A 25,376-nucleotide genomic window follows, 5' to 3' on the forward strand; every position below is an offset into this window, starting at 1 on the left:
GCGGTGCAACAGGTGAACCCCGCCAACCAGTTTGCGACTGCTGCGCAGCCGAGCGGGAGCAAGCTCCCTCGCCACAAAGTGTTCGCTCTGTCCCGGGGTTGGAGAGGGCTCTCGTGATGGCTAAACCTGCACATTCCCCGGCAGCAACGGCAATTTCGCCAGCTTCACCGCCACCCACAATGCGATCACCAGCAAACCACCGATGAACAGGCCGACACCATTCCACCCCCCCAGGTGCCAGGCCACGCCGCCCGCCGTACCCGCAACGCTGGATCCGGCGTAATAGCTGAACAGGTAAAGTGACGAAGCCTGGCCCTTGGCCTTGAGGGCGCGGCGGCCGATCCAGCTGCTGGCGACCGAGTGGGCGCCGAAGAAACCGAAGGTGAACACCAGCATGCCCAGCACGACTAGCCACAGCGGCGTGGTCATGGTCAACGCGAGGCCGGCCAGCATCAGCGCAATGGTTGCCCAGAGCATTTTGCGCCGGCCGAGTCTGTCCGCCAGTGCACCGACTTTTGCCGAGCTGTAGATGCCCGACAGGTACACCACCGACAGCAACCCGACAAAGGCCTGGTCCAAGTGATAAGGCTCGGCCAGCAGGCGGTAGCCGATGTAGTTGAACAGCGTCACGAATGCGCCCATCAACACGAAGGCTTCAAGAAACAGCAGCGGCAGGCCGGCGTCGCGAAAGTGCATGGTGAAGCCGTCCAGCAGGCTACGCGGGTGCAACGAACGGGGACGGAAGTTGCGTGACTCGGGCAGGATTCTCCAGAACACCGCCGCCGCGATCAGCGCCAGGCCGCCAATCACCAGCATAGCCGTGTGCCAGCTGACAAAATCGATCAAGACCCCGGTGATCAGGCGTCCGCACATGCCGCCGATGGCGTTGCCGGCGATGTACAGCCCCATCGCCAGGCCGATGTGCTTGGGATGGATTTCTTCGCTCAAATACGTCATCGCAACGGCTGCCAACCCGCTCAACGACAGCCCCACCAAGGCACGCAGCAGCAATACACCCTGCCAGGTCGGCATCATGGCGCTGGCAATCGTGCACACCGAGGCGGCGAACAGCGCCGCGACCATCACCGGCTTGCGCCCGATGCGGTCGGAAATCGGGCCGGTGATCAACAGGCCGATGGCGAGCAGGCCGGTCGCCACCGACAGGATCAGGCTGCTCTGCGCCGCGTTGATGGAAAACTCCCGGGACAACAGCGGCATCATCGGTTGCACGCAATACAGCAGGGCAAAGGTCGCAAAGCCACCACTGAACAGCGCCAGCACCGTGCGCATGAACATCGGCGTGCCCTTCTCGATGTAGATGTCCTTGAGTTCGGCGACGACATCATCCTGCACACGCGGTGGGATTTCATGGGCCAGTGGAGCGACAGCAGTTTTCACGGTGGACCTCGCAAGGGCACGATCAGGCAGGCAATGAAAAAAGCATATAGCCGGCTAATGTTTCTATCCAATATATTGTTCGACCTGTTTAAGACGTTTAACGACCTATTGGATGGCCCATGGAACTGCGTCACCTGCGTTACTTCATCGCCGTTGCCGAAGAACTGCATTTCGGCCGTGCCGCGCTGGCCTTGGGCATCTCCCAGCCGCCCTTGAGCCAGCAGATCCAGGCGCTGGAGCAGGAGATTGGCGCGCGGCTGTTCGAACGCACCAATCGTCGGGTCGAATTGAGCGAGGCCGGCCGGTTGTTCCTTGAAGAGGCGCGACGGGTATTGGTCCAGGTCGACAAAGCCGCCGACGTCGCCCGCCGTGCCCAACTGGGGGAATTGGGCGAACTGAAGATCGGCTTCACCTCCTCGGCGCCGTTCAATTCCACCATCCCCCAGGCGATTTTTTCATTCCGGCAACGCTTCCCGGCGGTGCACCTGAACCTGCGGGAAATGAGCAGTACCCAAGTGGCCGACGCACTGGTGGACGAAGAGATCGAGGTGGGCATCATGCGACCGTTGCCGTTGCCTGACTCCCTGGCGGAAATCGAGCTCAGCCGCGAACCGCTGGTAGCCGTGCTCAGTGCCAAGCACCCCCTGGCCCAAGGCAATGAAGACGGCCTGTTCCTCTCGGCCTTGGCCCAGGAGCCGTTCGTGTTCTTCCCCCGCAGCTACGGCAGCGGCCTCTACGCCCAACTCCTGAACCTGGCCCGCGACGCCGGCTTCAGCCCGCACTTCGCCCAGGAAGCCGGCGAAGCCATGACCATCATCGGCTTGGTGGCGGCGGGGCTGGGTGTCTCGGTATTGCCAGCGTCTTACCAGCGCATGCGTATCGATGGGGTGGTCTATCGACCGCTGCTCGATCCAGCGGCGGTGTCGGCGGTGTGGCTGGTACAGCGCAAGGACCAGCGTTCGCCGATGGCGAAGGCGTTTGTGGCGTTGTTGACTGGCAATACCGAGTAGCGGGTTAAGTGGGAAAACGCCTGTGGGAGCGAGCTTGAACTGGTCAAGTAAATCCGGACACCAGTTACGGTGTTTATGCTGCTTTTTGCTCCATGGCTATTGGCGATAGGTAGTCGTTGTAGCTGTGGAGCCTGGTGCGGTTGTAGTACATGAAGAAGCGCACCATATCGGTTTGTGCTTCCTCGCTCGTGCTGTAACCGTTGCGAGGGACCCATTCTGACTTCAGGGTGCCGAAAAAACGTTCTGTTGGAGCATTGTCCCAGCACTGCCCGCGATGACTCATGCTTTGCAAAATGCCATTGCGCATCAACTCTTCTTGAAACTTGCGGCTGGTGTACTGACAGCCCTGATCCGAATGAAACATCAATCCAGGTGGGCATGTTCGAAGCTCTATCGCCATGCGTAACGCCTTGCTGACCAGGTTGGCGTCATTGACCAGCGAAAATGCCCAACCAATGACCCGGCGAGCAAACAAGTCGATCACGATGGCCAGATGAACCCAGCGTTTACCCACCATCAAGCTTGTAACGTCGCCACACCAGACCTGATTGACCACGGTCGGCTTGAAATTACGCTTGAGCAGATTGGGTGCGACAAATGCTTCAACTCCTTTGGACCTGAATGGATGAGGCTGGCGTTGTTTACTGACAATGTTGGCTTCCCTCATCAGTGTTCTAACAAGGCTTCTGCCGACCGCTATGTTTTGGGCCTTCAGATGCTTGCTGATCGTTCTGGACCCCATGGCTTCCCGGCTTTCGCTGTGCAGTTCAACCACCTTCCCCTTGAGTTCTTCGCGCTCGATCTTAGGCCGCGAGAGCCGCTGTAGCCATTCGTAAAAGCTGCTGCGCTTCACATCGAAAACGCGACACAGGATGGCGGTCGGGAATGACTCTCTTAGCTCCGCGATCATCGAAAACGATCGGGATCCGACATCAAGAGAGCGGTAGCCTTTTTTAAGATTTCGGCTTCCATTTCCATGCGTTTGATCTTGGCTTTCAGATCCTGAATCTGCCGTTGATCCTCAGTAATGGCCTTGGTGCCTTGAACTGGCTGACCTTTTTGTTCCTTGCGAACCTGGTCCACCCACCGTCGTAACGCGGTAGCACTGATGTCCAGCGACGCGCAGACTTCCTGTACTGAACAGTTGTCATCAATCACCATGCTGGCCGCACGATGTTTGAACTCGCGGGAAAAGACTCTTCTTTCTTTCATGGAACCTCCAAATTGGCGAAATCATATCGCCCTTAAGAGGTGTCCGGAATTATTAGGCCAGTTCAGCTTGCTCCCTCGCCACAGGTTTTGGGTTGCCTGGGCTGCCGCCCACAGCGATTGCGCTTAACTGACTTGGGTCATTGAGTGATTGTTAAAAACGCCAAAATCGCTTCGCGAGTCGCCTGTGTTTGTTCCTCCAGCACCCAATGCCCGGTATCTACCAATATCAATGAGTGCGGTTGCGTCGCAATGTACAAGGCCTGTTCGGCCAAGGTCTTTCCTCTCGAGTGGTCCCCGCCGATGGTGAGCAGTGGAGCAGTCAATTTGTTTTTGGAAAATTCCAGGTTGTCATGCGCATCCTGTTCTACCCAGGTTGAATAGAGCTTGAAGGCCGCTTCCATGCGTCCAGGCCGGGAGTAGTCGTGCACCAGCGCCTGTCGCACCGTGTTACTGACTTTAGCGTTGCGCGCGAGTACGAAGTCATCGAAGAACATGTCCAGGTAGGTTTTCTCTTGTCCTTCAATCAGGGTGAGGGCCGCTTTACCAAAGAAGTGAAAATGCCATTTGCTGGTTATGCCGGTTGCAGCATTCCCGTTGTAGGCAGCTTCCCATCCGGGAATGCCCGGAATAAATCCGTCCATCAACACAATGCGCCCGGTTTCCGCCGGATAAAGCGCTCCGTAGGCGTAGGCAATGATCAAGCCGATGTCATGGCCAATGATATCGACCTGCTTGATGTTCAAGAGCGTGACCAGTTCGTGCAGATCATGGGCCATGCTTTTTTTGTCGTAGCCACCGACTGAAATATCCGTTTCGCCAGCGCCGCGGTAATCAGGAACGATGGGTGTATAACCGGCACGCACCAATGCGCCCATCAACGGCTCCCAGCTACGCCAACTGCCCGGAAACCCATGCACCAGCAAAATTGGGCGTTCACCATCACCGCCCATGAGGTAGTGAAGGCGAATACCGTTCACGCATGCATAGGCATGTGTAAATGTCGCGCCGTCGACAACGACGCTGTCTTGTTCCGTAGAAGGTGATGTGGCGGGGTGTTTGCGAGATATGGCTGTGCGGCCCGACCAGGCTATTGTGCTCATCAATTTTTTATCCATGTTTGGAGCCAAATTAATTTTATGGGCTGCGAATCACAGCTCATGAGGTCGAACGGTTTGATCGAACGTCGACGTCTGGAAGACTGAAGCTATCCCGAGCACTTTCGCTACTGTCAGAGTTGACAGTTCCGACAACAGGGAAAAAGTGCTGCTTCGATTGAGGACCGTAGAAGAAGGGCGGGTGGTGGGCGTTGCATCAGGCTCCTTTGGGCTGTAGGAAAACGCGCATTTCTGGTTACGACACTTCCTATTCGTTCCAGATACCACTCCGCTGGGGTTGCGACTCGCCAGCGCTGCAACGTCTTATTCATCATTCCGAATCGTCCGGCTCAGTGCTCCTTCCCAGCGGCAAGGGACGCAGCCTGAAGCCCATGAATAAGGCCCCTGGAAATGCACTCATCTTTGGATGCGCCCTACACCAACGAAATCTCCCATGAAGCTCTTCGTCATTTGGATGACTTGTACTTGGAGCCACGCCAACTGGAGGGTTACGGCGAAGAAGTCGCGGCATTCATGAGTCGACAAAAAGCCTTCGTCGAAGCTCATCCGCCAATTGCCATCTACCGAGTGGCCACCGAGGGCAGCCAGACGCGTGACGGCGGAACGATCCAGCAAGTGTCATCGTCGTTGACGTTCACCTTGGACAATGGCTGGAAAGTACGCGCCGCGCAGAAAGGCGATGAGGTGGTGTACGCCGATGGCAGCACGGCACGGATCATCACTGGCGCAGGGAAAAACAATAGCAACATTGCATTGGTGGGCAGTCGCCTGAGCAATGGCGATGAGATCATTAATACGCTTCAGAGGCGTTTCATGATTATCGTGCGGGAGGGGGTGCCGATGGCGGAGGATTTTTTGCCTGGGCTTAGGTTGGCGGAGGTTCATCGCCTGCACTCGAATGCGATGAAGGAGAACATCCAATGAACGAGGGTTACTTCATTGGTCAGGGCGACAAGACCACTTGCGGTGGGAAAGTGCTGGATGGCGACGGCAAGGTGAACATGTTTGACCTGTAGCATGCCCGCGAAGGTGACCGCGTCTCTTGTGGGCAGGACGGGAACACCTATCAGATCAGGGGCGGTATCGGGCACATGGTCAGCCATGGCAGGCATATGGCCGGCACCCTGGATAGCCGCAGTACCTGCCCCTGCAACGCGCGACTGATCCCCTCGGTATTCTGGGGCACCTACAAAAATGCCGACCCCGCACCGCAAGCCAGCCGAGCCGCTCAACTGGCTTAACGACCCTGTGGGAGCCGAGCTTGCTCGCGATGACGGCGGCACAGCCAGCATCATCGGCGCTGACCCACCGCTATCGCGAGCAGGCTCGCTCCCACAGTGGATCTTTGGTGTTTGCAATATCTGGGTACACCACCCAACCCTGTGGGAGCTGAGCTTGCTCGCGATGACGGCGGCACAGCCAACATCACCGGCACTGACCCACCGCTATCGCGAGCAAGCTCGCTCCCACAGTGGATCGTTGGTGTTTGTAATATCTGGGTACACCACCCAACCCTGTGGGAGCCGAGCTTGCTCGCGATGACGGCGGCACAGCCAACATCACCGGCGCTGACCCACCGCTATCGCGAGCAGGCTCGCTCCCACAATGGATCTTTGGTGTTTGCAATATCTGGGTACACCATCAAGCCCTGTGGGAGCTGAGCTTGCTCGCGATGACGGCGGCACAGCCAACATCATCGGCGCTGACCCACCGCTATCGCGAGCAAGCTCGCTCCCACAGTGGATCTTTGGTGTTTGCAATATCTGGGTACACCATCAAGCCCAGTGGGAGCTGAGCTTGCTCGCGATGGCATCGCCTGGGTCTATCCGCTAGACCGAGGTGTTTGCATCGCGGGCAAGCCTTGCTCCCACAAGCTCAGCTCCCACATGAGGGTGTTTGATGGCCTGGCATTAGTCGTCAGGCATCTCTAATGGCTCAACAGGCGCTTTTTTTATTGCACCTTCGCCAAATCCCCTTTCAACGCAACACCCGCCATGATCGCGCCGGCGTGGCATTCGTAGGTGGTGGAGTCCTTGCGTTCGTTGCTCTTGTAGAAGCTGACGATGTTGGTGACGGCGTTGGCGCCGGCGTTCTTGGCGGCCTGGTGCAGGCTGATCAGGGCTGATTGCAGGACCCATTCGCAGGCTACTTCATCGGATTTGTTGAAGGCGTTGGTTTTCTTGTTGGTCACCGCGCCAGGGCTGACCACGGTGACGTTGCCGGCTGGTTTGTTGCCGGCCAGGTAGAACTTCACGCTGCCGTCGATTTTGCCGGTGCGGATGGCTTCGGCGACGACTTTGTCGAACGGCAGGAACAGCGCGGTATCACGGGCCTGGCTGAGGCTTGGCAGGGTGCTGAGCAACAGGGCGGCGGTCACAGCGATTTTTTTCAACGACATCATGGTCTCCTTGACGAGGGGCAGCAGGGTTTTGAATCCGATTCAGTGCCAGCGGCGGAAAATCAGCGAGGTGTTGACCCCACCAAAGGCGAAGTTGTTGTTCATCACGTATTCGTTGCTCATCGACCTGAACTCGTTACGCAGGTAATCGAGCTTGCCACATTGGGGATCAACCTGATCGAGGTTGAAGGTGTGCACGTAGAGGTCGCGGTTCATCATTTCGATGCTGAACCAGGACTCCAGCGCCCCGCAGGCACCCAGGGTGTGGCCGAGGAAACTCTTCTGTGAGCTGATGGGCATGTGTTCGCCGAACAGGCTGCTGGTGGCCAGGGTTTCGGCAATGTCGCCCTGTTCGGTGGCGGTGCCGTGGCCGTTGACGTATCCGATGGCCGAAGGTTCGAGGCCGGCATCTTCCAGGGCCAGTTCCATGGCCCGGCGCATGGTGAGCAGTTCGGGGCGGGTGGCGTGCTGGCCGTCGGCGTTGCTGCCAAAGCCGACGATCTCGGCATGGATCCGTGCGCCACGGGCCAGGGCGTGTTCCAGTTCTTCAAGCACGAGCATGCCGGCGCCTTCACCGATCACCAAACCGTCGCGGTCCTTGTCGTAGGGGCGCGGGCTGGTTTGCGGTGCTTCGTTTTTCAGGCTGGTGGCGTAGAGCGCATCGAAGACCATCGCTTCGGTCGGGCACAGCTCTTCGGCGCCACCGGCGAGCATCAACGGCAGGCGCCCGAACTTGATGGCCTCGTAGGCATAGCCGATGCCATGGCTGCCGCTGGTGCAGGCACTGGAGGTGGGGATCAGGCGCCCGGTCAGGCCGAAGAAGATGCTGATATTGGCCGCCGTGGTGTGGGGCATCATCCGCACGTAGGAGTTGGCGTTCAGCCCTTCGGCCACGCTGTTGAGCAGCATGTTGCCAAAGGCCTTGATCTCGTCGGTGCTGCCGGTGGACGAACCGCAGGACACGCCCATGCGCCCGTCCTTGATCGACTCGTCGCCCAGCAGGCCGGCGTCGGTCAGGGCCCGTTCCGCCGACGCGACCGCCAGGCGCGAAACCCGGCCCATGCTGCGCAGTTGCTTGCGGGTCCAGTGGGCCGGGACCTGGAAGTCGTCGATGGGCCCGGCCAGGCGGGTGTTCAGTTCGGTGAAACGGTCCCACTCATCCATGCGCCGGATGCCGCTGCGGTTGGCGGCGAAGTTGGCGGCGATGGTCTCCCAGTCGCTGCCTATGGAGGTGATACCGGCCATGCCGGTGACGACGACGCGCTTCATCAGCACAAGCCTCCGTTGACGGCCAAGACCTGCCGGGTGATGTAGCCGGCTTCGGCGGACATCAGGAAATTCACCGCACCCGCCACTTCTTCCGGGGTGCCCATGCGCTGGGCGGGGATCATCTTCATCAGTTCTTCCACGGGTACGTTTTCATCGAGCATGGCGGTGTCGATCAGGCCTGGCGCGACGCAATTGACGGTGATCTTGCGCTTGCCCAGCTCGATTGCCAACGCCTTGGCCGCGCCGATCAAACCGGCCTTCGAGGCGCTGTAGTTGACCTGGCCGCGATTGCCGATCAGTCCGGAAACCGAGGTGATGCAGACGATCCGTCCAGCGGCGCGACGACGGATCATCGGCATCATCACCGGATGCAGCACGTTGTAGAAACCGTCGAGGTTGGTGCGCATCACCACATCCCAGTCGTCTTCGCTCAGGGCCGGGAAGGCACCGTCGCGGGTCAGGCCGGCGTTGAGCACCACGCCGTAATAGGCGCCGTGGGTTTCGACATCGGCTTCGAGAATGGCCTTGCACGCGGCACGGTCGGCCACGTCGAATTGCAGCACCCGGGCGTTGCGGCCCAGGGCCTGGATTTGCGCCTGGACCGTCTCGGCCTCGGCGCGGCCGCTGCGGCAGTGCAGCACGATGTCGTGCCCGGCCTGGGCCAGGCGCAGGGCGATGGCGCGGCCGATGCCACGGCTGGAGCCGGTGACCAGTACGGATTCAGTCATGACGGGTTTCCTGTTGCGGACGGTTCATGAAGGTAATGGGCGGCCTGGGGCGGACGGAATACGTTGAGCCGGGCCGTGGCATGGATGCCGGGGGCGTGGATGTGGCATTCGAACACGCCCATGCCGTTGTCGTCTTCCAGGGAGCGCACGCCATGGATGGTCAGTTCGGTGCCGGCGGGAAAACACTCGACGTTGCATTCGAACTTGCGGGTGCCGAGCAAAAAGCCCAGGGCCACGGCATCACCCCGTTGGCGTGCATGGCAACCGGCAAAGGCGGCGACGCTTTGGGCCATCAGCTCGATGCCGACCCAAGCCGGCAGCGCGCCATCGTCGCGGTTGAACAAACCGCCGGGCTTGACGGTGACATGGGTATGGATCTGTTCGTCATCGAACGACAGGATCCGGTCGATGAGGATCATGTCGCCGGCATGGGGCAGCAGTTCGGCGAGCGGCCAGTCAATCATGGGGCGTCTCCGATAATCAGGCTGGCGTTGTTGCCGCCGAAGGCAAATGAATTGCTCATCAGGCGGCGCGGGGTGGCCGGGTTCAGGCGGGTGGTGGCGGTGACCCAGTCCAGCGCCGGCAGCGCCGGATCGGCCTGGCCGTCCCAGACATGCGGCGGCAGGGCCAGGGCAGTGTTTTCTGCGCTCAGGGCCAGCCAGCAGAACGCCGCTTCCAGTGCCCCAGCCGCGCCGAGGGTATGGCCGGTCATGGGCTTGGTGGACGAGCAGGGCACGCCCGCCGGAAACAGCCCGGCCACCGCTTGGCTTTCCATGGCGTCATTGTGTTGCGTGGCGGTGCCGTGCAGGTTCAGGTAGTCGATCTGGCTGGCCTCGAGGCCGGCGCAACGCAGGGCCTTTTCCATGGCCTGGCGAGCGCCGCGACCACTGGGTTCAGGTGCGGAAATATGGTGGGCATCGGAACTGGCACCGTCGCCGAGCAAGGCAATCGGTGTCCCGTCGCCTGGCGTCTTGGTCATGAGGAACAGCACGGCTGCTTCGCCAATGTTGATGCCGCTGCGGTTCACCGAAAACGGATTGCAGCGTTCGTTCGACACCGCTTCCAGTGCGGAAAAACCGTTGAGGGTCAGTTTGCACAGGCTGTCCACGCCACCGCACAGCACGGCATCGCACAGGCCCAGGTCGAGCAGGCGCCGGGCGCTCATCAAGGCGCGGGCGCTGGAGGTGCAGGCCGTGGAAATCACGTAGGACGGGCCGCTCAGGCCGAGCCAGTCGGAAAGAAAGTTGGCCGGCGCGCTGAGTTCCTGTTGCTGGTAGTCGTAGCCGTCGGGGAAGTGTTGCTCGCGCAGGTAATGGGCAATGCCCTGGCTGGCCTCATCGATCCCCGAAGTGCTGGTGCCCAACACGATGCCGATGCGGGCGCGACCGTAGGTCTGGATGGCCTGGTCGATCTCGGCGCGAATCTGCAGCCCGGCTTCCAGCAGCAGTTGATTGTTGCGGCTGCGGTGCGCCAACAGGGTTGGGGGGATGGGAGCGAGTTCACCCGGCACCGCGGCAACCGGCAACGTACGTTCGGCGACCCAGCCGTCCTTGATACGCACGCCCGAGCAGTCGCCGGCAAACAGGTTGCGCGCGACGCTGTGCTTGTCGCGGCCCAGGGCACAGATCACCCCGAGGGCATTCAAATAGGCGGTCATGGGGCGTTCTCGGTCAACGGTGTGATGCGGTAGCGGGGGCCTTGGGGCAGGCTCATTTCAAAGTCCAGCGGCTGCGTATAGCGCACCTGCCAGCGACTATCGAGGGTCCGTTGCGACGCCTGTTGCCGGGCGGCCGGGTAGTTGTCGGGCAGTTCGGCTTCGGGGGTCAGGGCGAACAACAGCGCGGCGAACAATTCCCGGGCCTCGGCATTGGGCGGCAGCAGGCCGTCAGCCTGCCACTGGCCCGCGACCAGGCGCTGGCGGGCCACGGGAATGCCCAGCGGGTCCATCATCGACCAACGGATGCCGGCGTCTTCGCGCTGGATCACCAGCAGCCAGTCCTGGCGTTGGCCGGCCATTGTCCGCTCGATGTGCAGTTGCATCGGCAAGGCCAGGGTTGGCGTGCGCTCGGGCAGCGGCGCATGGCTGGCGCAGGCACTGAGCAGCAACAGGCCGCCGATAAGCAGGGCACGAATCATCCGATGGCCCCTTCGACGGGCTTGCGAGCCACCACATTGACCAGGGTTTCCTCTCGCTCGCCGAACGGTTTGGCACGGCGCAGGCCAAAACGCTCCAGCAAGCCGAAGTCCTTGGCGCGGCTCCACCACAGGTACGGGTAGGAGACGTTGCGGGCTTCGAACTGGAAACCCTGCCCACGGATCATCTCCAGATACTGCGCGGCACTTTTCTGCACGTGCATGGGATGACGGAACAGCCAGCGGATCACCCAGGTATCGATGTAGGCCTCGGTGGATTCGGCGAACATCAGGTAACCACCGGGCTTGAGGACGCGGTAGAACTCGGCGAGGGCTTTTTCCTGCTCCACCAGGTGATGGAAGGTCTGGTGGCAGAACAGCAGGTCGACGCTGGCATCGGGCACCGCCAAGGTCGCGCAGTCGCTGCCGATCAGTTCCACGGCCATGTCCTGGCGCGTGGCTTCCTCCCGGCTCAGGTCCAGGCTGTGGGGGTCGGCATCCACCCCGATCAGGCGTTGTGGCGCGAACACCTGGCGCAGGTACTGGAATGATTTGCCCTGGCCGCAGCCAGCGTCGAGCAGCACCGGGTTGGCCGGCGGCGCGGTGCTGAACAGACTGCGCAGGTCGTTGATCGCCACGCGCAACACATGGTGCTGCCAGGTGTGGCTGCGCAGGAACCAGAAACCGAAGCGGGTTTCTTCGACGTAGTCGTCGCTCAGGTAGCTCATGGTTGCTGACTCATGACGTCGGGCTCGCGCAGATTTCCGAGAGCATGCGCAGGCGCCGCTTGGGTTCGCTGACAAACGGGTTGCGCTGATCCCAGGCGTAGCCGGCCAGGATCGAGCTGATCATGCGGCGGATGTCGTCCGAGCCTTCGGTGTAGAAAATCACGTCCTGGAAGGTGCCGGCGTACCAGCCCTCGACATAGCAGCGGAAGGTGTCGACGCCGCGCTTGAGCGGCTCGGCAAACTCGCTTTGCCAATCCACGCTTTCACCTTGCAACTGACGGTGGAGCACGTCGGCGGCCATGCTCGCCGAACGCATGGCAATGGTCACGCCGGAAGAGAACACCGGGTCGAGGAATTCCGCGGCGTTGCCCAGCAGGGCGAAGCCTGGGCCGTGCAGGGTCTTGACGTTGGCCGAGTAGCCGCCGATGGTCCGCGCCGGGGTGTCCCACACGGCGTTCTGCAGCACGCCGGCCAGGCTTTGGGTTTCATCGATGAAACCGCGCAGGCAGGCATCGAGATCGTCGGTGCGGCCGGCGAAATGTTCCGCCGCCGCGACCACGCCCACCGAGCAGCGCCCGCCGCTGAACGGAATGGTCCAGAACCACACGTCGCGTTTGCTCGGGTGGGTGGTGATCAGAATCTTTTCTCGATCGAACGCCGGGGCGTCGATGCGATCCTCGATGTGCGTGAACACCGCCTGGCGCACCGGGAAATTCGACGGGGCTTCAAGGTCCAGCAGGCGCGGCAGGACTCGGCCATAGCCGCTGGCATCGAGCACGAAGTCGGCCTCGACACAGTACTCGCTGCCATCTTCGCGCTGCACGCCCAGTTGTGGTTTGGCGAGGCTGAAGTCGGCGCGGGTGATCGCCTGGCCGTAGCGGATTTCCACGCCTTGCAAGGCGGCCTGGTCGGCCAGCAACTTGTCGAAGTCGGCGCGTTGTACCTGGAAGGTCGTGGGCTTGCCGTTGCTGAAGGTATCGCCGAAATCGAAGGCGCTGTAGCGCTCGCCCCAGGCAAAGGCGGCGCCGTTCTTGCGCTGGAACCCGGCGGCATTCACCGCGTCGAGCATGCCGGCTTCTTCGACGAAATCCAGGCAATGGGACAACAGGCTCTCACCGATGGAGAACCGGGGGAAATGCTGGCGCTCGATGACCAGCACATCGTGGCCCTTGCGCTTGAGCAGCGCGGCGGCGATGGCGCCGGAAGGGCCTGCGCCGATGATGACGACCTGTCGATGTTCCATTTCAACTGTTGGCACTGGAGCTCCTGGCCGGGACGGCAATCGAGGGAATACGGTGGAAACCGGTCACGGCCGGCAGCAATGTGGCGATCAGCCCCATCAGCATCAGCGTGAAATACAACGCGGGGCTGATGAGCTGTTGTTGCAAGAGCAGATTGAGGAAGACGATTTCACTCAAGCCGCGAATGTTCAGCAGGATACTTTCGCGCCAGCGACTGGCGCCTGCGAATGACGCGGCGGCCCAACCCAGGCCCAGCCAGTTGCCCAGCAGTTTGCTGGCAATGGGCAACAGCAGCAACGCAGTCAATTGCACCCAGTCGAGGCTGCTCATGGCGCTGTGGACGTCGATCTGCACAATGCCGAACGTGAGGATCAGCGGGATCGCCAGGTACGTCTGCAAGCCCTGCATCCAGGCGATATTGAGCGGCAGCCGCAAGGGCACTTTGAGCGCGGCCATGCACAGCAGATAACCAATGCCGACGATCAGTGCATTGAGCCGATAGTGCTCGGCCACCACCAGCAGGGCAAAAAACACACCGCTGTACAGCAACGGTTGGCGCAGGCCAACCAGGCGCAACAGCAGCGGCACGCAGGCGCCGGCCAACGGCAACAGCAGGCTGCCCAGGTGGAGACTGCCCTGGGCCAGGCCGAACAGGCTCCAGCAGGCCAGGTCGATCAGGATCGCCGTTTGCACCAGTCGCCGAGTGGCGGCGGGTGGGTAATCGATGTGACGCAGGTACAGGTACAGCACCGGGATCGCCGTGATCGCAAACAGCAGTCCCACCGCCAGGGAGCTGATCCAGGGCTGGGGCGGCAGCAGCCAGAACGCTGTCGCCAGGCCGCAGGCGAACGGAACGGCGAAGCTTGGCAGGGCGATTTTCACGCTCTGGCGGTCCAGGCGCAGGTCGATCACGTCGCTGAGGATGTGCCCCAGCAACAGCGCGAACGCGAGGCTGTAGAGGTTCTTCAGCCACACCGGCGACACCAGTTGCGCGCCGCTGAGCTGCCAGCCCGGCTCGATCCAGAAATACATCAGCAGCGGCAGGCCGAAGGTCGCCAGCAACAACTGGCTGACAATCGGGATCAACCCGACGCGAGCACCCAGGCGTGTGGCGACTGCGAACAGCCCCAGGGCCATGAGCCAGAACAGCAGGGGCATCATTGGGCGGGCTCCGCGACCGTCGCCGCGTGGGCTTGATGTCCGGCCCACGGCGCCAACAGGAAGCTGAAGGCCAGCCCCAGGCTCACCGCCAGGCCGAAGTTACTCACCGCCGGTGTGCTGGACAGCGCCAGCAGGCCGAACGACAGCCAGGTGGTGACCGCCGCCAGGAACGTGCCCAGCAGGCTCACGGCCGCGCCGCCGATCTGCTCGCGCATCAGGATCGCGTAGTCGACGCCGATGGCCGTCACCAGCAACAGGCCGAACAGGCTGAACAAGGTCAGTGGCTGCCCCAGCCAGCCGAGACTCGCCAGGCTGCACAGTGCGGCCAGCAACGGCAATGCCACGATGCGCAAGGCGCCGCCGACGCCAAACGGCCAGATCAGCACCAGCACAATCAGCACGCAGGAGGCCAGTTTCAACTCGGCGGCGCTGACCTGCGTGGCGGCGAAGACTTGGTTGAGGTCGCCCAGGCGATCCACCAGTTGTACGCCTGGCAGATCCACCGCCTGTACCCGCAGCAGCGTCGCATCATTCAAACCTTGCAAGCTGACCACCGCTGCGACGCCTTGCGCTGTTGATCCGAGCCAGAGTGTGCGATACGGCTCGGACAACGGACCGACCAGCGCGGCGTCAATGTCGGTCACTGGCAGGGCCTGTAGTTGCGCCAGCTCTGCTTGCAGCGCAGCGACCGGGACGCCCAGGTCCAGCAGTGGTTGCCAGAAGGCTGGCAAGCGGGCCAGGGCCTCACGCACTTTCTGTTGTTCGGCGGGCGGGCTGACCAGTTGGTTCAGCGACAGGTAGCCCTGGAGCTTTTCCAGGCCGATCAACTGATCCAGCCGCTCGTTGAGGGCGGTCTGGCGCTCCAGCAGTTGGGACTGATCGTCGGCGCGGATCAGGAAGAACTGGCTGGTGGGCTGGAAACCGGTGATGCGCGCGATGTCGCGGGCTTCGTCGGTAAGGTGCTGGGGCGTGCCGATCCACTGGCGGATATCGTTTTTCGTGGTCAGGTGCCAGAGCCCACCCGCGCAGAACGTCAGCAACAACATCAGCAGGGCCGGCGTGCGTACCCGTTTCAGCAGGGCTTCGCGGGCGTTGAGCAGGTATTGGCAGACCTGGAGCGGCCATTGGGCGGGACGCAACTCTGCGCCCTTGAGCAGCGCCGGTAGCAGGCAGACGGCGCTCAGGTAGGCACCGACCAGCCCAGCGGCGGAAAATATCGCGATCTGGGTCAGGGCCGGGAAGGGCGTCCAGGCCAGCGCCAGGTAGCCGATGCAGGTGGTCACAAGGCTCAGGCTCAGCCCTGGCAGGGTCAGGCGCAAGGCCGGCCAGCTGCGCCATGGCTTCAGGCTCCAGCTCTTGGACAGGTAGTGCAACGGGTAATCCACGGCCACGCCAATCAGGCTGGAACCCAGGACGAGGGTCATGACATGCATGCGGCCAAACAAGGCCACGCAGGCCACCGCGCCAAACAGCACGCCCACCAGCACCGGCACGAACGCCAGCCATACGCGCAGGCGCCGGAAGGCCAGCAACAGCAGCAGCAAGATGCCGACGGTCGCGCCACCGCCGACCCAGGTAATTTCCCGCGACGCCTGTTGCTGGCCGCTGGCGGCGTACAGCAGGCCGCTGGCCGCCAGCAGTTGACCTTGGGCCTGGCTCGCCTGGTCGCGGCTGCGTTGCAGCAGCTCGGCCACTTGCAGCGGCAGGTTCATGTCGAAGGCGTTGCCCTGGGCGCGGGCCCGCAGCATCACCCAGCTTTTACCGTCGGCATCGGCGACCAGTGCACCGCTGCCGATGTCGAACTTTATCGCGCCGCGTTGTGGCTGGCTGTTCTGGATGCGCCCGGTCAGGCCCAGCCAGTCGTCCTGGTTCGGCACCAGGCTGAAGCCGCTGAACGGGTCGAACAGGGCCTGCACCCGTTGTTGGATGTACGCCTGGGGCTGCTCGATCAATTGCTGCCGGTCCGCCGCCGAGAGCATCGCCAGCCGCCCGTTGAGCAATTGCGCGCGCAGCGCCGGCAAGTCGGCCTGCAACGTCCACTGCACCTTGTCGAACAGACCGCTGGCCTGCCATTGCTCGCCGAGGGTTTGCGCCAGGGCGATGGCCTGCTGGCGATCGGTGTGACCGACCAGCACCAGCACCTCGCGATTGAGCGGCTCCTGCATGCGTTGTTCGGCGACGAGCTCCAGGGCATCGGGCGACGTGCCCGGCACCAGCTCCATGAGATTGGCCGACAGCGGCGCGCCATTGCGCCATTGCCAACCGGCGAGCGCGAGCACTGCCAGCAGCAGGATCAGGAACAGCCGGGGCAGCATCCGTTCACTCGGCAAAATCATGTTGCTCCGCTTCGCTCAAGGGTTGTGCGCTGTTGCTGTCCTGCATGCGCAGCACGGTACTGTCGCCTTGGGTTTCCAGCAGTTCGATGCGCTGCACCAGTTCGCCGCCGTCGATGTTGATCTGGTTGAAAACCTGTTTGAGCAGCACCGAGCGCGGGGTCAGGGTGAGCTTCCATTGTTGCGGCTCGCCCGACAGGCTCAGTTCGAAATCCCGTTGCAGGCCTGTGCTGTCGCCCTGCAATACCGCCAGGAACAAGCGGTTCTGTTCGGCGCCGGCGCTCTTGTTCGGCAGCATCTGCCAGGCGTTGCCATCCCGTCGGGCGATGCCCTGGGCGGTGATGCGGTAATCCTGTTGCAGCGGGGTTTGCAGCAGCCACAGCAGCCCGTGGTTTTTCGCCAGCACGAAGCGTCCCTTGCTGGTGAGGGGCTGGGGCAGGGCGCGCAGGTGTTTTTCCTGGATGAACTGCCCGTGGATCACCTCCGGGCGGGCCAGTTGGTCGCTCAACTGTTGCAAGTCGAACGCCTGGGCCAGGGGCGCCAGGCAGCACAGCAACAGCCAGACTGACAGGCGCTTCATGGCAGTTTCCTTTCCACGGCTTGAACAAAGACCCGGGGCGAGGCCAGCAGCATTTCGCGACTGGCGAGGTCCACGGCCACTTGCACCGAACTGGCACGGGTCAAGCGCTCGCCCGTGGTTGCGTCGCTGATCAGGTAATTGATCTTCAGCCGGTTTTCCCACTCCACCAGGCTCGCGCGCACGGTCAGGGCCTGGCCGAACACGGCGCTGCGCACGTAGCGCAGTTGCAGGTCGATGATCGGCCATGCGTGGCCGGATTCGAGCATGTCGTTGTAGTTGTGGCCGATCAGATCGAGCAAGGCGCAGCGGGCCACTTCCAGATATTTGACGTAGTGGCCGTGCCAGACCACGTTCATCGAATCGACATCGAAAAATGGCACCACGATCTGCGTGTCGACGTGCAAAACACCTTGGTTACGCATGCAGCCTCCAATGTTGGTCGGCGATGCGTTGCAGGCACAGGCGCAGTTCGCCTTCCAGGGCGCGGTCCTCGATCACCGGCGGGAAATCCTCGGCCAGTTGCTCGTGCATGGCGGCCAGGGCCGGCGGCAGTGGGCGGGCGTCTTCGGCACGGCTGCGCAGCCACACGCCCTGATTGGCGGCCAGCAAGGTGGCGGCGGCGACTTGTTCGGTCAGCTCCAGTACGCGGATCGCATCGCGGGCGGCGATGGTGCCCATGCTCACCTTGTCCTGGTTGTGGCACTCGGTGGAGCGCGAGAACACGCTGGCCGGCATGGTGTTTTTCAGGGCTTCGGCGGTCCAGGCACTGGTGCCGATCTGCACGGCCTTGAAACCATGGTTGAGCATCGCCCGCTCGGCGCTGGCGCCGGACAGGTTGCTTGGCAGGCCATGGTTGTAGCGCTCGTCCACCAGCAGCGCGAGCTGGCGATCCAGCAAGTCGGCGACGTTGGCCACCAGGTTCTTCAGGCTGTCCATGGCGAAGGCGATATGCCCGCCGTAGAAATGCCCACCGTGCAGCACGCGCTCGGCTTCGGCGTCGATGATCGGGTTGTCGTTGGCACTGTTGAGTTCGGTTTCGATGAACGCGCGCAGCCAGCCCAGGCTGTCGGCCAATACCCCAAGCACATGGGGCGCGCAGCGCAGGGAATAGCGATCCTGGAGGCGATGCAGCGGCGCGGTTGGGGCGTCGATCGCCAGGTCCTTGCGCAGCCACGCGGCGACTTGCATCTGCCCCGGGTGCGGCTTGGCGGCGAACAGGCGTTCGTCGAAGTGTTCCGGGTTGCCCTGCAGGGCGACGACGTTCAGCGCGGTGATGCGCGTCGCCAGTTGCAGCAGGTAGTCGGCGCGGGCGAAGGCCAGGCAGGCCAGGCCGGTCATCACGGCGGTGCCGTTCATCAGCGCCAGGGCCTCCTTGGGCCGCAGCACCAGCGGAGTCCAGCCCAGTTCGCGGTGCACATCAGCGGCCAATCGTTGTTCGCCGCGGAACATCACTTCCCGTTCGCCGGACAGCGTGGCGGCGACGTAGGACAGCGGCGTCAGGTCGCCACTGGCGCCCACCGAGCCTTCTTCCGGAATCAGCGGCAGGATGTCGTGTTCGAGAAAGGCCTGGAGGCGTTCCAGCAGTTCCACCCGCACCCCGGACACGCCGTGGCACAGCGACTGCAGACGCGCCGCCAGCACCGCACGGGTGGCCTGGGCGTCGAGCAGCTTGCCCAGGCCGCAGCCATGGAACGTGTACAGGTGACGCGGCAGGGCCTCGACGTGGTGCAACGGCACGGCCACCACGCAGGAGTCGCCGTAACCGGTGGTCACGCCGTAGATAACGCCTTCCTTGTCCAGCAAGGAATCGAGGAATTGCGCACCCTTGGCGATGCGCTGGCGGAACGCCGGGTCATCCTGCAACTGCGTCGGTGCCTGACGGTTGGCCAGGGCCAGCACATCTTCGATGCGCAAGGGGCGTTCGCCGAAGGTTACCGGCTCAAGAGTGGGCATCGTCATCGGTCTTCCAGAAAGGGTAAAAGTTGAACCACTGTTGGGGGCCCTGGAGGCAGTACTGCGCCAGGCGCTCGGCGTAGCGGCCAGCCCAGTGGGCGATCACTTGCTCGCGGTCGTTGCGTTTCCACACCACGGCATCGGCGAAGGGTTCGAGGGTGATGCGATAGCGCCCCTCGTGCTTGAGGCACATCAGCAGGTTGACTGGGCATTTCAGCAGGCCGGCCAGCAGCCAGGGGCCTTGGGGGAATGCGGCCGCAAGCCCCATGAAGTCCACGGTCACGCTGCGTCCGCCGTGCAGCGGTACGCGGTCGCCGGCAATCGCCAGCCACTCGCCGCGCTCCAGGCGCTCGCTCAACTGCAACATGATCACCGGGTTCAGCTCGCTGACCTGGATCAGCCGCAGGTGCGTGGCACCGGCTTCGCCCAGCAAGCGATTGAACTGCTCGGCGTGCTTGGTGTGCACCAGCACGTTCATGGTGACTTTCTCACCCAGCTCGGCCAGGGCCCGGCACATTTCCAGGTTGCCCAGGTGAGCGCCCACCAGCATTTGCCCGCGGGTGTCTCGCAAGTGATTGCGCAGCAGCGCCTTATCGACGATTTCGATCTGGTCGATGCTCAGCTTGCCGTTCCAGACGTCGAGTTTGTCCAGCAGGGAGTCGGCAAACGCCATGAATTGGCCGAACACCCGCCAGCGGGTTGGGCGCAGCTCGGGACGTGCGCTCCAGTCGGCCAGGCGTTGCTGATATTGCCAGGCCGCCTGGCGGGCACTGCGGCCGAAAATGAAGAAGTACAGGACGATGCCGTACAGCACCGGGGTCAGCAAGCGCCGGCCGAGCACCTTGGCGGCGACTGCGGTGAGTTTCATCAGCCAGAAACTGCCGCGCTCCTGGCGGTCGGCCCAATGTTGCTTGTCTTCCTGAAGGCTCATGCCCGCCACCGTCGCCAGAGAATCAGGGGGAAACGCACGAGCATGCCGAAGAATAGCCGGGTGTGCATGCTGGAAATCAGCACGTTGTCGTGGAACAGGCGAAAGTGCGAGACCCCGTCCAGGGGGTAATGCACCCGGGTGTGCAACCAGTGCATTGGCTGATTGCGCCAGGCCAGGCGCACGAGGATGTCCGAATCGAAATCCATGCGCTTGCCGATATTGGCCGAGTCGATCAGCGCCAGGGTCGGTGCCAGGGGATAGACCCGAAAGCCGCACATGGAATCGCGGATTTGCAGGGACAGGCTGTTGATCCAGACCATCACGTGGGTCAGGTAGCGCGCGTACAGACGACCTTTCGGCACACTGGCGTCGTAGCGCGGATAACCACAGATCACCGCGTCCGGGTGGGCACGGGATTGTTCGATGAAGGCTTTCACGTCGCCAAGATCGTGCTGCCCGTCGGCGTCCACCTGCAAGGCGTGGCTGAAACCCAGGCGCGAAGCCTCGCGCAGGCCAGTCATCACCGCGCCGCCCTTGCCCTGGTTGACCGCCAGCCTGACCAGATGAACCCGCTCGCCCTCGGCCAGTCGATCGAGCACGGCGGCACACGCCGGGTTGCTGGCGTCATCCACCAGCACGCAGGGCAGTCCGTTGGCGAGCAACGCCTGGACCACCGCCGAGATGGCGGTTTCGTGGTTGTAGACCGGAATGACGGCGCAGGGGTTATGCATGTTTTCTGCCCTCCACAAATCCATTGTGGCGAGGGAGCTTGCTCCCGCCGTAGGAGCTGCCGGAGGCTGCGATCTTTTGATCTTTCGCTTTGGACTCAATTGCTAGGGACAAGATCGCAGCCTCGTTGCACTCGACAGCTCCTATGCAGCCCAGCGGGAGCAAGCTCCCTCGCCACAGTGATCTGTGCAGATGTCTAGGCATTGTTTTCCCCCAACACAATCCGCCCACTGGAGCAGGCCGCCGTGTCATTGCGGTAGGCGAAGTACAGCTTGCCGCGCTCGCGGTCGAAGCGCAGGTGCAGTTGGATTTCATCGCCGGGGCGCACCAGTTGCTGGAACTTGAGCACTTCCATGCCGACGAACCGGGGCGGCAGGTCCAGCAATTGCCGGCCCAGGCTCAAGGCCCAATCGACCTGCACCACGCCCGGCAGTACCGGCGCGGTGGGGAAGTGGCCGCTGAAGTACACCAGGTCTGGCGGCACCACCAGTTGCAGGCTCCACTCACCGTCGGTTTCGACGTGTTCCAACACTTCGGGAGCCTTGGGCCGTGGCGCCATAAGTAGCGCCTCGACCTCGGCCTGGGGCAGCTTGCCCTGGGCGTTGAGCGGCAACTGCCGCAGCCAGCGCCAGCGCCGTGGCAGGGCGAGGGTTTCGCAATGTTCGCTCAGGTGCCGACGCAGGCCCTCGGTAACGGCGCGCCGGCCCTGGTTGCGCAAGGCACGCAGGCCCGCGTCGCTCAGCACCAGCAGCGCGCCGAGGGAGGCACGATTCTCCTGCACCACCCCCAGCCGCGCTTCGCTGACCCAGTCGTGGGCCACCAGCGCTTGTTCGAGCATCGGCAGGGAGATGCGTTTTTCTTCGAGCTTGACGATACGGTCCAGTCGCCCGAGGAGCTCAAAGCGCCCATCTTCGGCGATTCGTGCCGCGTCGGCGGTGTGTTCCACATGCCCGGCCGGCAGATAGGGCGAAGCGATCAGCAAGGCGCCGTCGCTGTCCTGGCTCAGCTCGACGTCGGCAAAGGGTTGCCACAATCCGCCATCCTGGCGCCAGGCAATGCCGCCGGTTTCCGAACTGCCGAAAATTTCCGTCGGCCATTGCCCCAGGCGCTGCTGCAAGCTTTGCGCAGCTTCGGGGGGCAAGGCGCCGCCAGAGGAGAACACCCGGCGCACGCAGCTCAAGGCCGGCCAATCGAGGTTATCGCCCATGCGCTTGAGCAGCGCCGGGCTGGCGACCCAGGCGAAGGCCGGTTGCTCGCGGCTGGCACGTTGCAGGTCTTCCGGGAAGGCCAATTGCCGACGCACGAACGCACGCCCTGCGCACAGCGGCCACAGCACCCGGAACAGCAACCCGTAGATGTGCTGGGTCGCAACGCTGCCGATCATGCAGGCCGGGCCCAGGTCGGCGCCCCACAGGTGTTCCAGGGCCTGGACCTCGTTGCTTAACTGGCGCAGGGTTTTCTCGATGCGTTTGGGCTCGCCGCTGGAGCCGGAGGTGCACAGGCTCAGCCAGCAGTGATCGAGGTCCAGTTCGGCGGCGTCCATCGGCGCTTGTTGCAGGTCGCCGGGATGCGTATCGCCGGGCTGATCGGTCAGCCACAGGTCCACGTCCGCCGCCCAGCGCTGGCGTGTCTGCGCTTGCAGGTCGGCGGGAAGCAGGACCCGGACTCCGGCGCGCCAGGCCCCGAGCAGGGCGACGGCCAGGTCGGCGGCATCTTCCAGGTGCACCGCCACATGCCGCACGCCCCGGGCTTGCAGGCCGGCCGCCAGGCGCAACGCCGCGTCCCGCAGTTGCGAGTGATTCAGCGCCGGATCGACCGCAACGGTGCGTTCCGGTTGAGTCTTGAGCAGCATCTGCTCAAGTGTTATCCAATTCATGGGCGGCCTCTTACCCGTTGTCGTATGAGCCATTCAATGGCAAACAGCAGCCCCATCAATCCGTAGGAAATCAGGCCGGTGTACAACATCCACCAGCTCAGCGGCGCCCAGAGGGTCAGGGCGGCGGCGAGCAAACCGTTACATAGGAAAAACACACTCCAGGCCACCGTGACCTGGCGCGTATACACCACCGCCTTGGCCGGCAACTGCGGTTCGCGCAGGCGGGCCAGGCGTTCGACCATCGGCGGGCCGTATTTCAGGCTCAGCACGAACAGCCCGAGCATGAACACGCTGATCAGCACCGGGTACCAGCGCAGCAGGAGCGGGCTGTCGAACAGCGCGAGCAATATGCAAAACACGATTGCCGTGGCCGCCATCCAGCGGCTGCCGGCCCCACCTTTGCCAAGCAACGCCCGGGCCAGCCACAGGCTGCCCAGCAGCAGCCCGAACTGCCACGGGGCAAAGTGCTCCATGCCGAAATACACCGCAAAGGGGTAGAGCAGGCCCGCCAGCAGCAGGCCGAGGCCAATCAGCCGGGTCATGCGGCCGGTTGGACCAGTCGATAAACCGCCTCGACCACGTCATTGACGGTGCGCACCGACTTGAATTCTTCGGCGGCGATTTTCTTGCCGGTCTGACGCTTGATATGGTCGATCAGGTCGACCGCATCGATGCTGTCGATTTCCAGGTCCTGGTACAGGTTCGATTCCAGCGTCACAGACTCAGGGTCCAGCTCGAAAAGCTCGACCAGAGCATCGCGCAGGGTGTGGAAAATATCGTCACGAGTTTGCATGATCCGGTCTCAGGGGCGTTTTGCAGTGACGAAGGCCGCAAGGCTTGCCACATTGCTGAAATGGTTACGGGTGTCCTTGGCGTCGGCATCTATCTTGATGCCGTACTCCTTCTGGATCGCCAGGCCTAGCTCCAGGGCATCCACCGAGTCCAGGCCCAGGCCTTCGCCGAACAGAGTCTGGTGGTCGCCAATGTCGTCGATGCCGATGTCTTCCAGGCCGAGGGCGTCGATGATCAGCTGTTTGATGTCACGGTGCAGATCGCTCATCTTCGGCGAGCTCCTTGATGTAATAGTGATGCAAAAAATCGTTGAGCCTGCGCGAAGCCTGGGGAGGCGGGCCGAGCGCGGCGAACGCCTGTGGGTCTATATCGGCCCCGACATGAAAACTGAAGTGCACACGGCGTTGGGGGATGCGATACCAGGGTTCAGCCTTGGTCAGGGTCGTGGGGCAGACCTTGATCGTGACGGGTGTGAGGATTTTCGCACCCCGCAGGGCGATGGCCGCCGCCCCCCGATGAAAGGCCGGCACCTGGCCTGGCTGGGTGCGCGTCCCTTCGGGGAAGACGATCAACGTCTGGCCCTCTTGCAAGGCGTCGCTGGCGGCATCGAGCATGTCCATGCTGCCGTCGTTGCTGATGTATTGGGTCGAATGCAGTGGGCCCCGGGTAAAGGGGTTGTCCCAGAGGCTTTGCTTGACCACGCAGTTGGCGTCGCGCACCAGCCCGATCAGGAACACCACGTCGATCAGCGACGGGTGGTTGGCAATGATCATCTGCCCGGGGCGGCCGAGTCGTTCGGCGCCATCGATCTGATAGGTGAGCACGCCGGTACGGGCCATGAACCGAATAAAGAACCAGAACAACCGCCCGACCGTGCGGCGCGCCCTTTGGCGGTGGGCCTGGGCATCGCCGGGCCACCAGGCCAGCAACGGGAACACCAGCAAACGCAGGCACAGCCCGCCCAGCCCGAACAGGACGAAGCTTGCGGCGGTCGCGATCAGGCGCCAGTAATAGGCGTCGCGATGTTTACCCGTCACCGGTTGCGTTGCCAGGTCCATACACGATTCTTCCAGGCATGTTGGCAGGTGGTTTTGTCGTCCAGCAGCGTACGCAATAGATCCAGGGCATGGGGCCAGTCGCTGCCAGGCGATTGGCCGGCCTGCGCGCACAGATCCAATTGCCAGTCATCGCCCGGGGTCAGCAGCAGGCCCATGGCATAGGGAAACGGCACGTCATCGACCCATGGTGCATAGACTTGCGGAGGTTGCTCTTCGGTGATCACCAGCAGCACCGCAGGCGATCCTTCGTTCAACAGCGCGACGGCCTCCAGCACGCCGTGTTCCAACCCGTCGCCGGTAGCGGCCAGGGCGGTCATTTCGCTGGTTTCGCCGCGCATGATCGACCACAGGCCAATCACCGCGTTGTGCACCGACAGGCTGAATTGGGTCGGCGACAAGGGCTGGTCGGCTGCCAGGTCCTTGAGAATCTCAAAAGTGCGCGGGGTTTCGCCGTGGCGGGAAATAAAGACCAACGGTAGGTCCGGCCGGCCCTCGGCCAACGGCCAGCCAACACTGAAGGCCATCCGCGCCAGGCGGCTGAGGCGCCGGCGCTGCATGGCCGGCAGGAACGAAACGTCAGGGGCGGCATCGCTGGCCGGCAATACGACCGGCTGTCGGCTCCATGCCTGCCAATCGTCCACGCTTTCGAGCCCAGGGGCCCATGCGCGCCATTGGGCGATATTGAAATTGATCACAAACTTCACCCCACCCCTGCGGGCTTTTATTGTCAC

27 protein-coding genes are annotated in these 25,376 nt (G+C 62.7%); 2 read left to right on the forward strand and 25 right to left on the reverse strand.

Features of this window, described 5'->3' with window-relative positions:
- Window positions 1-120: 120 nt before the first annotated feature.
- Window positions 121-1,377, reverse strand: a complete 1,257-nt coding sequence (locus tag QMK47_RS03300) for an MFS transporter (RefSeq protein WP_413817778.1) — start codon at window positions 1,375-1,377, stop codon at window positions 121-123.
- Window positions 1,378-1,517: 140 nt separating this feature from the next.
- Between QMK47_RS03300 and QMK47_RS03305 the strand changes: the two genes are divergently transcribed.
- Window positions 1,518-2,408 (forward strand): LysR family transcriptional regulator, encoded by an 891-nt coding sequence (locus QMK47_RS03305; protein WP_186651213.1) that lies wholly within the window; start codon window positions 1,518-1,520, stop codon window positions 2,406-2,408.
- A gap of 73 nt (window positions 2,409-2,481) precedes the next feature.
- On the opposite strand, the gene QMK47_RS03310 is transcribed toward QMK47_RS03305, so the two are convergent.
- From QMK47_RS03310 to QMK47_RS03320, 3 genes are all read right to left on the reverse strand, one after another.
- The gene (locus QMK47_RS03310) at window positions 2,482-3,318 is read right to left on the reverse strand and encodes an IS3 family transposase (protein WP_253470111.1); all 837 of its coding nucleotides are present in this window, start codon (window positions 3,316-3,318) and stop codon (window positions 2,482-2,484) included.
- Window positions 3,315-3,620, reverse strand: coding sequence for a transposase (locus tag QMK47_RS03315; protein ID WP_038858942.1), 306 nt, complete (start codon window positions 3,618-3,620; stop codon window positions 3,315-3,317). The genes QMK47_RS03310 and QMK47_RS03315 overlap by 4 nt, the downstream gene beginning before the upstream one ends.
- Before the next feature lie 137 nt (window positions 3,621-3,757).
- Window positions 3,758-4,735: an alpha/beta fold hydrolase gene (locus QMK47_RS03320; protein WP_253471128.1), complete on the reverse strand. Its 978-nt coding sequence runs from the start codon at window positions 4,733-4,735 to the stop codon at window positions 3,758-3,760.
- Between the two features lie 402 nt (window positions 4,736-5,137).
- Between QMK47_RS03320 and QMK47_RS03325 the strand changes: the two genes are divergently transcribed.
- A complete protein-coding gene (locus tag QMK47_RS03325; RefSeq protein WP_258690237.1) occupies window positions 5,138-5,659 on the forward strand; it encodes a hypothetical protein in 522 nt (173 codons plus the stop codon).
- Between the two features lie 1,027 nt (window positions 5,660-6,686).
- On the opposite strand, the gene QMK47_RS03330 is transcribed toward QMK47_RS03325, so the two are convergent.
- From QMK47_RS03330 to QMK47_RS03430, 21 genes are all read right to left on the reverse strand, one after another.
- The gene (locus tag QMK47_RS03330; protein WP_258690238.1) at window positions 6,687-7,133 is read right to left on the reverse strand and encodes an excinuclease; all 447 of its coding nucleotides are present in this window, start codon (window positions 7,131-7,133) and stop codon (window positions 6,687-6,689) included.
- A 42-nt stretch (window positions 7,134-7,175) separates the two neighbouring features.
- Window positions 7,176-8,402 carry a beta-ketoacyl-ACP synthase gene (locus tag QMK47_RS03335; RefSeq protein WP_253471132.1) on the reverse strand — a complete coding sequence of 409 codons (1,227 nt, stop codon included), beginning with the start codon at window positions 8,400-8,402 and terminating at the stop codon, window positions 7,176-7,178.
- Window positions 8,402-9,130: a 3-oxoacyl-ACP reductase FabG gene (fabG, locus tag QMK47_RS03340; protein WP_003197011.1), complete on the reverse strand. Its 729-nt coding sequence runs from the start codon at window positions 9,128-9,130 to the stop codon at window positions 8,402-8,404. Before fabG ends, QMK47_RS03335 begins: the two co-directional genes overlap by 1 nt.
- Window positions 9,127-9,594 (reverse strand): hotdog family protein, encoded by a 468-nt coding sequence (locus QMK47_RS03345; RefSeq protein ID WP_253471134.1) that lies wholly within the window; start codon window positions 9,592-9,594, stop codon window positions 9,127-9,129. Before QMK47_RS03345 ends, fabG begins: the two co-directional genes overlap by 4 nt.
- Window positions 9,591-10,787: a beta-ketoacyl-[acyl-carrier-protein] synthase family protein gene (locus tag QMK47_RS03350; RefSeq protein ID WP_320389802.1), complete on the reverse strand. Its 1,197-nt coding sequence runs from the start codon at window positions 10,785-10,787 to the stop codon at window positions 9,591-9,593. Before QMK47_RS03350 ends, QMK47_RS03345 begins: the two co-directional genes overlap by 4 nt.
- A complete protein-coding gene (locus QMK47_RS03355; protein ID WP_320389803.1) occupies window positions 10,784-11,266 on the reverse strand; it encodes a DUF3261 domain-containing protein in 483 nt (160 codons plus the stop codon). The genes QMK47_RS03350 and QMK47_RS03355 overlap by 4 nt, the downstream gene beginning before the upstream one ends.
- Window positions 11,263-11,991, reverse strand: a complete 729-nt coding sequence (locus QMK47_RS03360; RefSeq protein ID WP_253471140.1) for a class I SAM-dependent methyltransferase — start codon at window positions 11,989-11,991, stop codon at window positions 11,263-11,265. Before QMK47_RS03360 ends, QMK47_RS03355 begins: the two co-directional genes overlap by 4 nt.
- Before the next feature lie 10 nt (window positions 11,992-12,001).
- Window positions 12,002-13,249, reverse strand: coding sequence for an NAD(P)/FAD-dependent oxidoreductase (locus tag QMK47_RS03365; RefSeq protein WP_253471142.1), 1,248 nt, complete (start codon window positions 13,247-13,249; stop codon window positions 12,002-12,004).
- Window positions 13,236-14,393: a sodium:proton antiporter gene (locus QMK47_RS03370; RefSeq protein ID WP_320389804.1), complete on the reverse strand. Its 1,158-nt coding sequence runs from the start codon at window positions 14,391-14,393 to the stop codon at window positions 13,236-13,238. Before QMK47_RS03370 ends, QMK47_RS03365 begins: the two co-directional genes overlap by 14 nt.
- Window positions 14,390-16,729 (reverse strand): MMPL family transporter, encoded by a 2,340-nt coding sequence (locus QMK47_RS03375; RefSeq protein WP_258690241.1) that lies wholly within the window; start codon window positions 16,727-16,729, stop codon window positions 14,390-14,392. The genes QMK47_RS03370 and QMK47_RS03375 overlap by 4 nt, the downstream gene beginning before the upstream one ends.
- Window positions 16,713-17,306, reverse strand: a complete 594-nt coding sequence (locus QMK47_RS03380; protein ID WP_063323271.1) for an outer membrane lipoprotein carrier protein LolA — start codon at window positions 17,304-17,306, stop codon at window positions 16,713-16,715. The genes QMK47_RS03375 and QMK47_RS03380 overlap by 17 nt, the downstream gene beginning before the upstream one ends.
- Entirely contained in the window at window positions 17,303-17,728 is a 426-nt protein-coding gene (locus tag QMK47_RS03385) for an acyl-CoA thioesterase (protein WP_176688744.1), read from the reverse strand. Before QMK47_RS03385 ends, QMK47_RS03380 begins: the two co-directional genes overlap by 4 nt.
- Window positions 17,721-19,265 (reverse strand): HAL/PAL/TAL family ammonia-lyase, encoded by a 1,545-nt coding sequence (locus QMK47_RS03390; protein ID WP_253471148.1) that lies wholly within the window; start codon window positions 19,263-19,265, stop codon window positions 17,721-17,723. Before QMK47_RS03390 ends, QMK47_RS03385 begins: the two co-directional genes overlap by 8 nt.
- On the reverse strand, window positions 19,246-20,190 hold the full coding sequence (locus QMK47_RS03395; RefSeq protein WP_253471150.1) for a glycosyl transferase: 945 nt from the start codon (window positions 20,188-20,190) through the stop codon (window positions 19,246-19,248). The genes QMK47_RS03390 and QMK47_RS03395 overlap by 20 nt, the downstream gene beginning before the upstream one ends.
- Window positions 20,187-20,921: a glycosyltransferase family 2 protein gene (locus QMK47_RS03400; protein WP_253471152.1), complete on the reverse strand. Its 735-nt coding sequence runs from the start codon at window positions 20,919-20,921 to the stop codon at window positions 20,187-20,189. The genes QMK47_RS03395 and QMK47_RS03400 overlap by 4 nt, the downstream gene beginning before the upstream one ends.
- A gap of 194 nt (window positions 20,922-21,115) precedes the next feature.
- Window positions 21,116-22,795, reverse strand: coding sequence for an AMP-binding protein (locus QMK47_RS03405; protein WP_258690243.1), 1,680 nt, complete (start codon window positions 22,793-22,795; stop codon window positions 21,116-21,118).
- Entirely contained in the window at window positions 22,792-23,337 is a 546-nt protein-coding gene (locus tag QMK47_RS03410) for a hypothetical protein (protein WP_253471156.1), read from the reverse strand. Before QMK47_RS03410 ends, QMK47_RS03405 begins: the two co-directional genes overlap by 4 nt.
- Window positions 23,334-23,588, reverse strand: coding sequence for an acyl carrier protein (locus QMK47_RS03415; RefSeq protein ID WP_214511519.1), 255 nt, complete (start codon window positions 23,586-23,588; stop codon window positions 23,334-23,336). The genes QMK47_RS03410 and QMK47_RS03415 overlap by 4 nt, the downstream gene beginning before the upstream one ends.
- Window positions 23,589-23,597: 9 nt before the next feature.
- Entirely contained in the window at window positions 23,598-23,855 is a 258-nt protein-coding gene (locus QMK47_RS03420; protein WP_014336216.1) for a phosphopantetheine-binding protein, read from the reverse strand.
- A complete protein-coding gene (locus QMK47_RS03425; RefSeq protein WP_253471158.1) occupies window positions 23,836-24,645 on the reverse strand; it encodes a lysophospholipid acyltransferase family protein in 810 nt (269 codons plus the stop codon). The genes QMK47_RS03420 and QMK47_RS03425 overlap by 20 nt, the downstream gene beginning before the upstream one ends.
- Window positions 24,621-25,340 (reverse strand): beta-ketoacyl synthase chain length factor, encoded by a 720-nt coding sequence (locus QMK47_RS03430; RefSeq protein WP_013692103.1) that lies wholly within the window; start codon window positions 25,338-25,340, stop codon window positions 24,621-24,623. The genes QMK47_RS03425 and QMK47_RS03430 overlap by 25 nt, the downstream gene beginning before the upstream one ends.
- Window positions 25,341-25,376: the final 36 nt, after the last annotated feature.

This window comes from Pseudomonas sp. P9_35, from assembly GCF_034008205.1.
In the GTDB taxonomy this organism is placed as follows: domain Bacteria; phylum Pseudomonadota; class Gammaproteobacteria; order Pseudomonadales; family Pseudomonadaceae; genus Aquipseudomonas; species Aquipseudomonas kilonensis.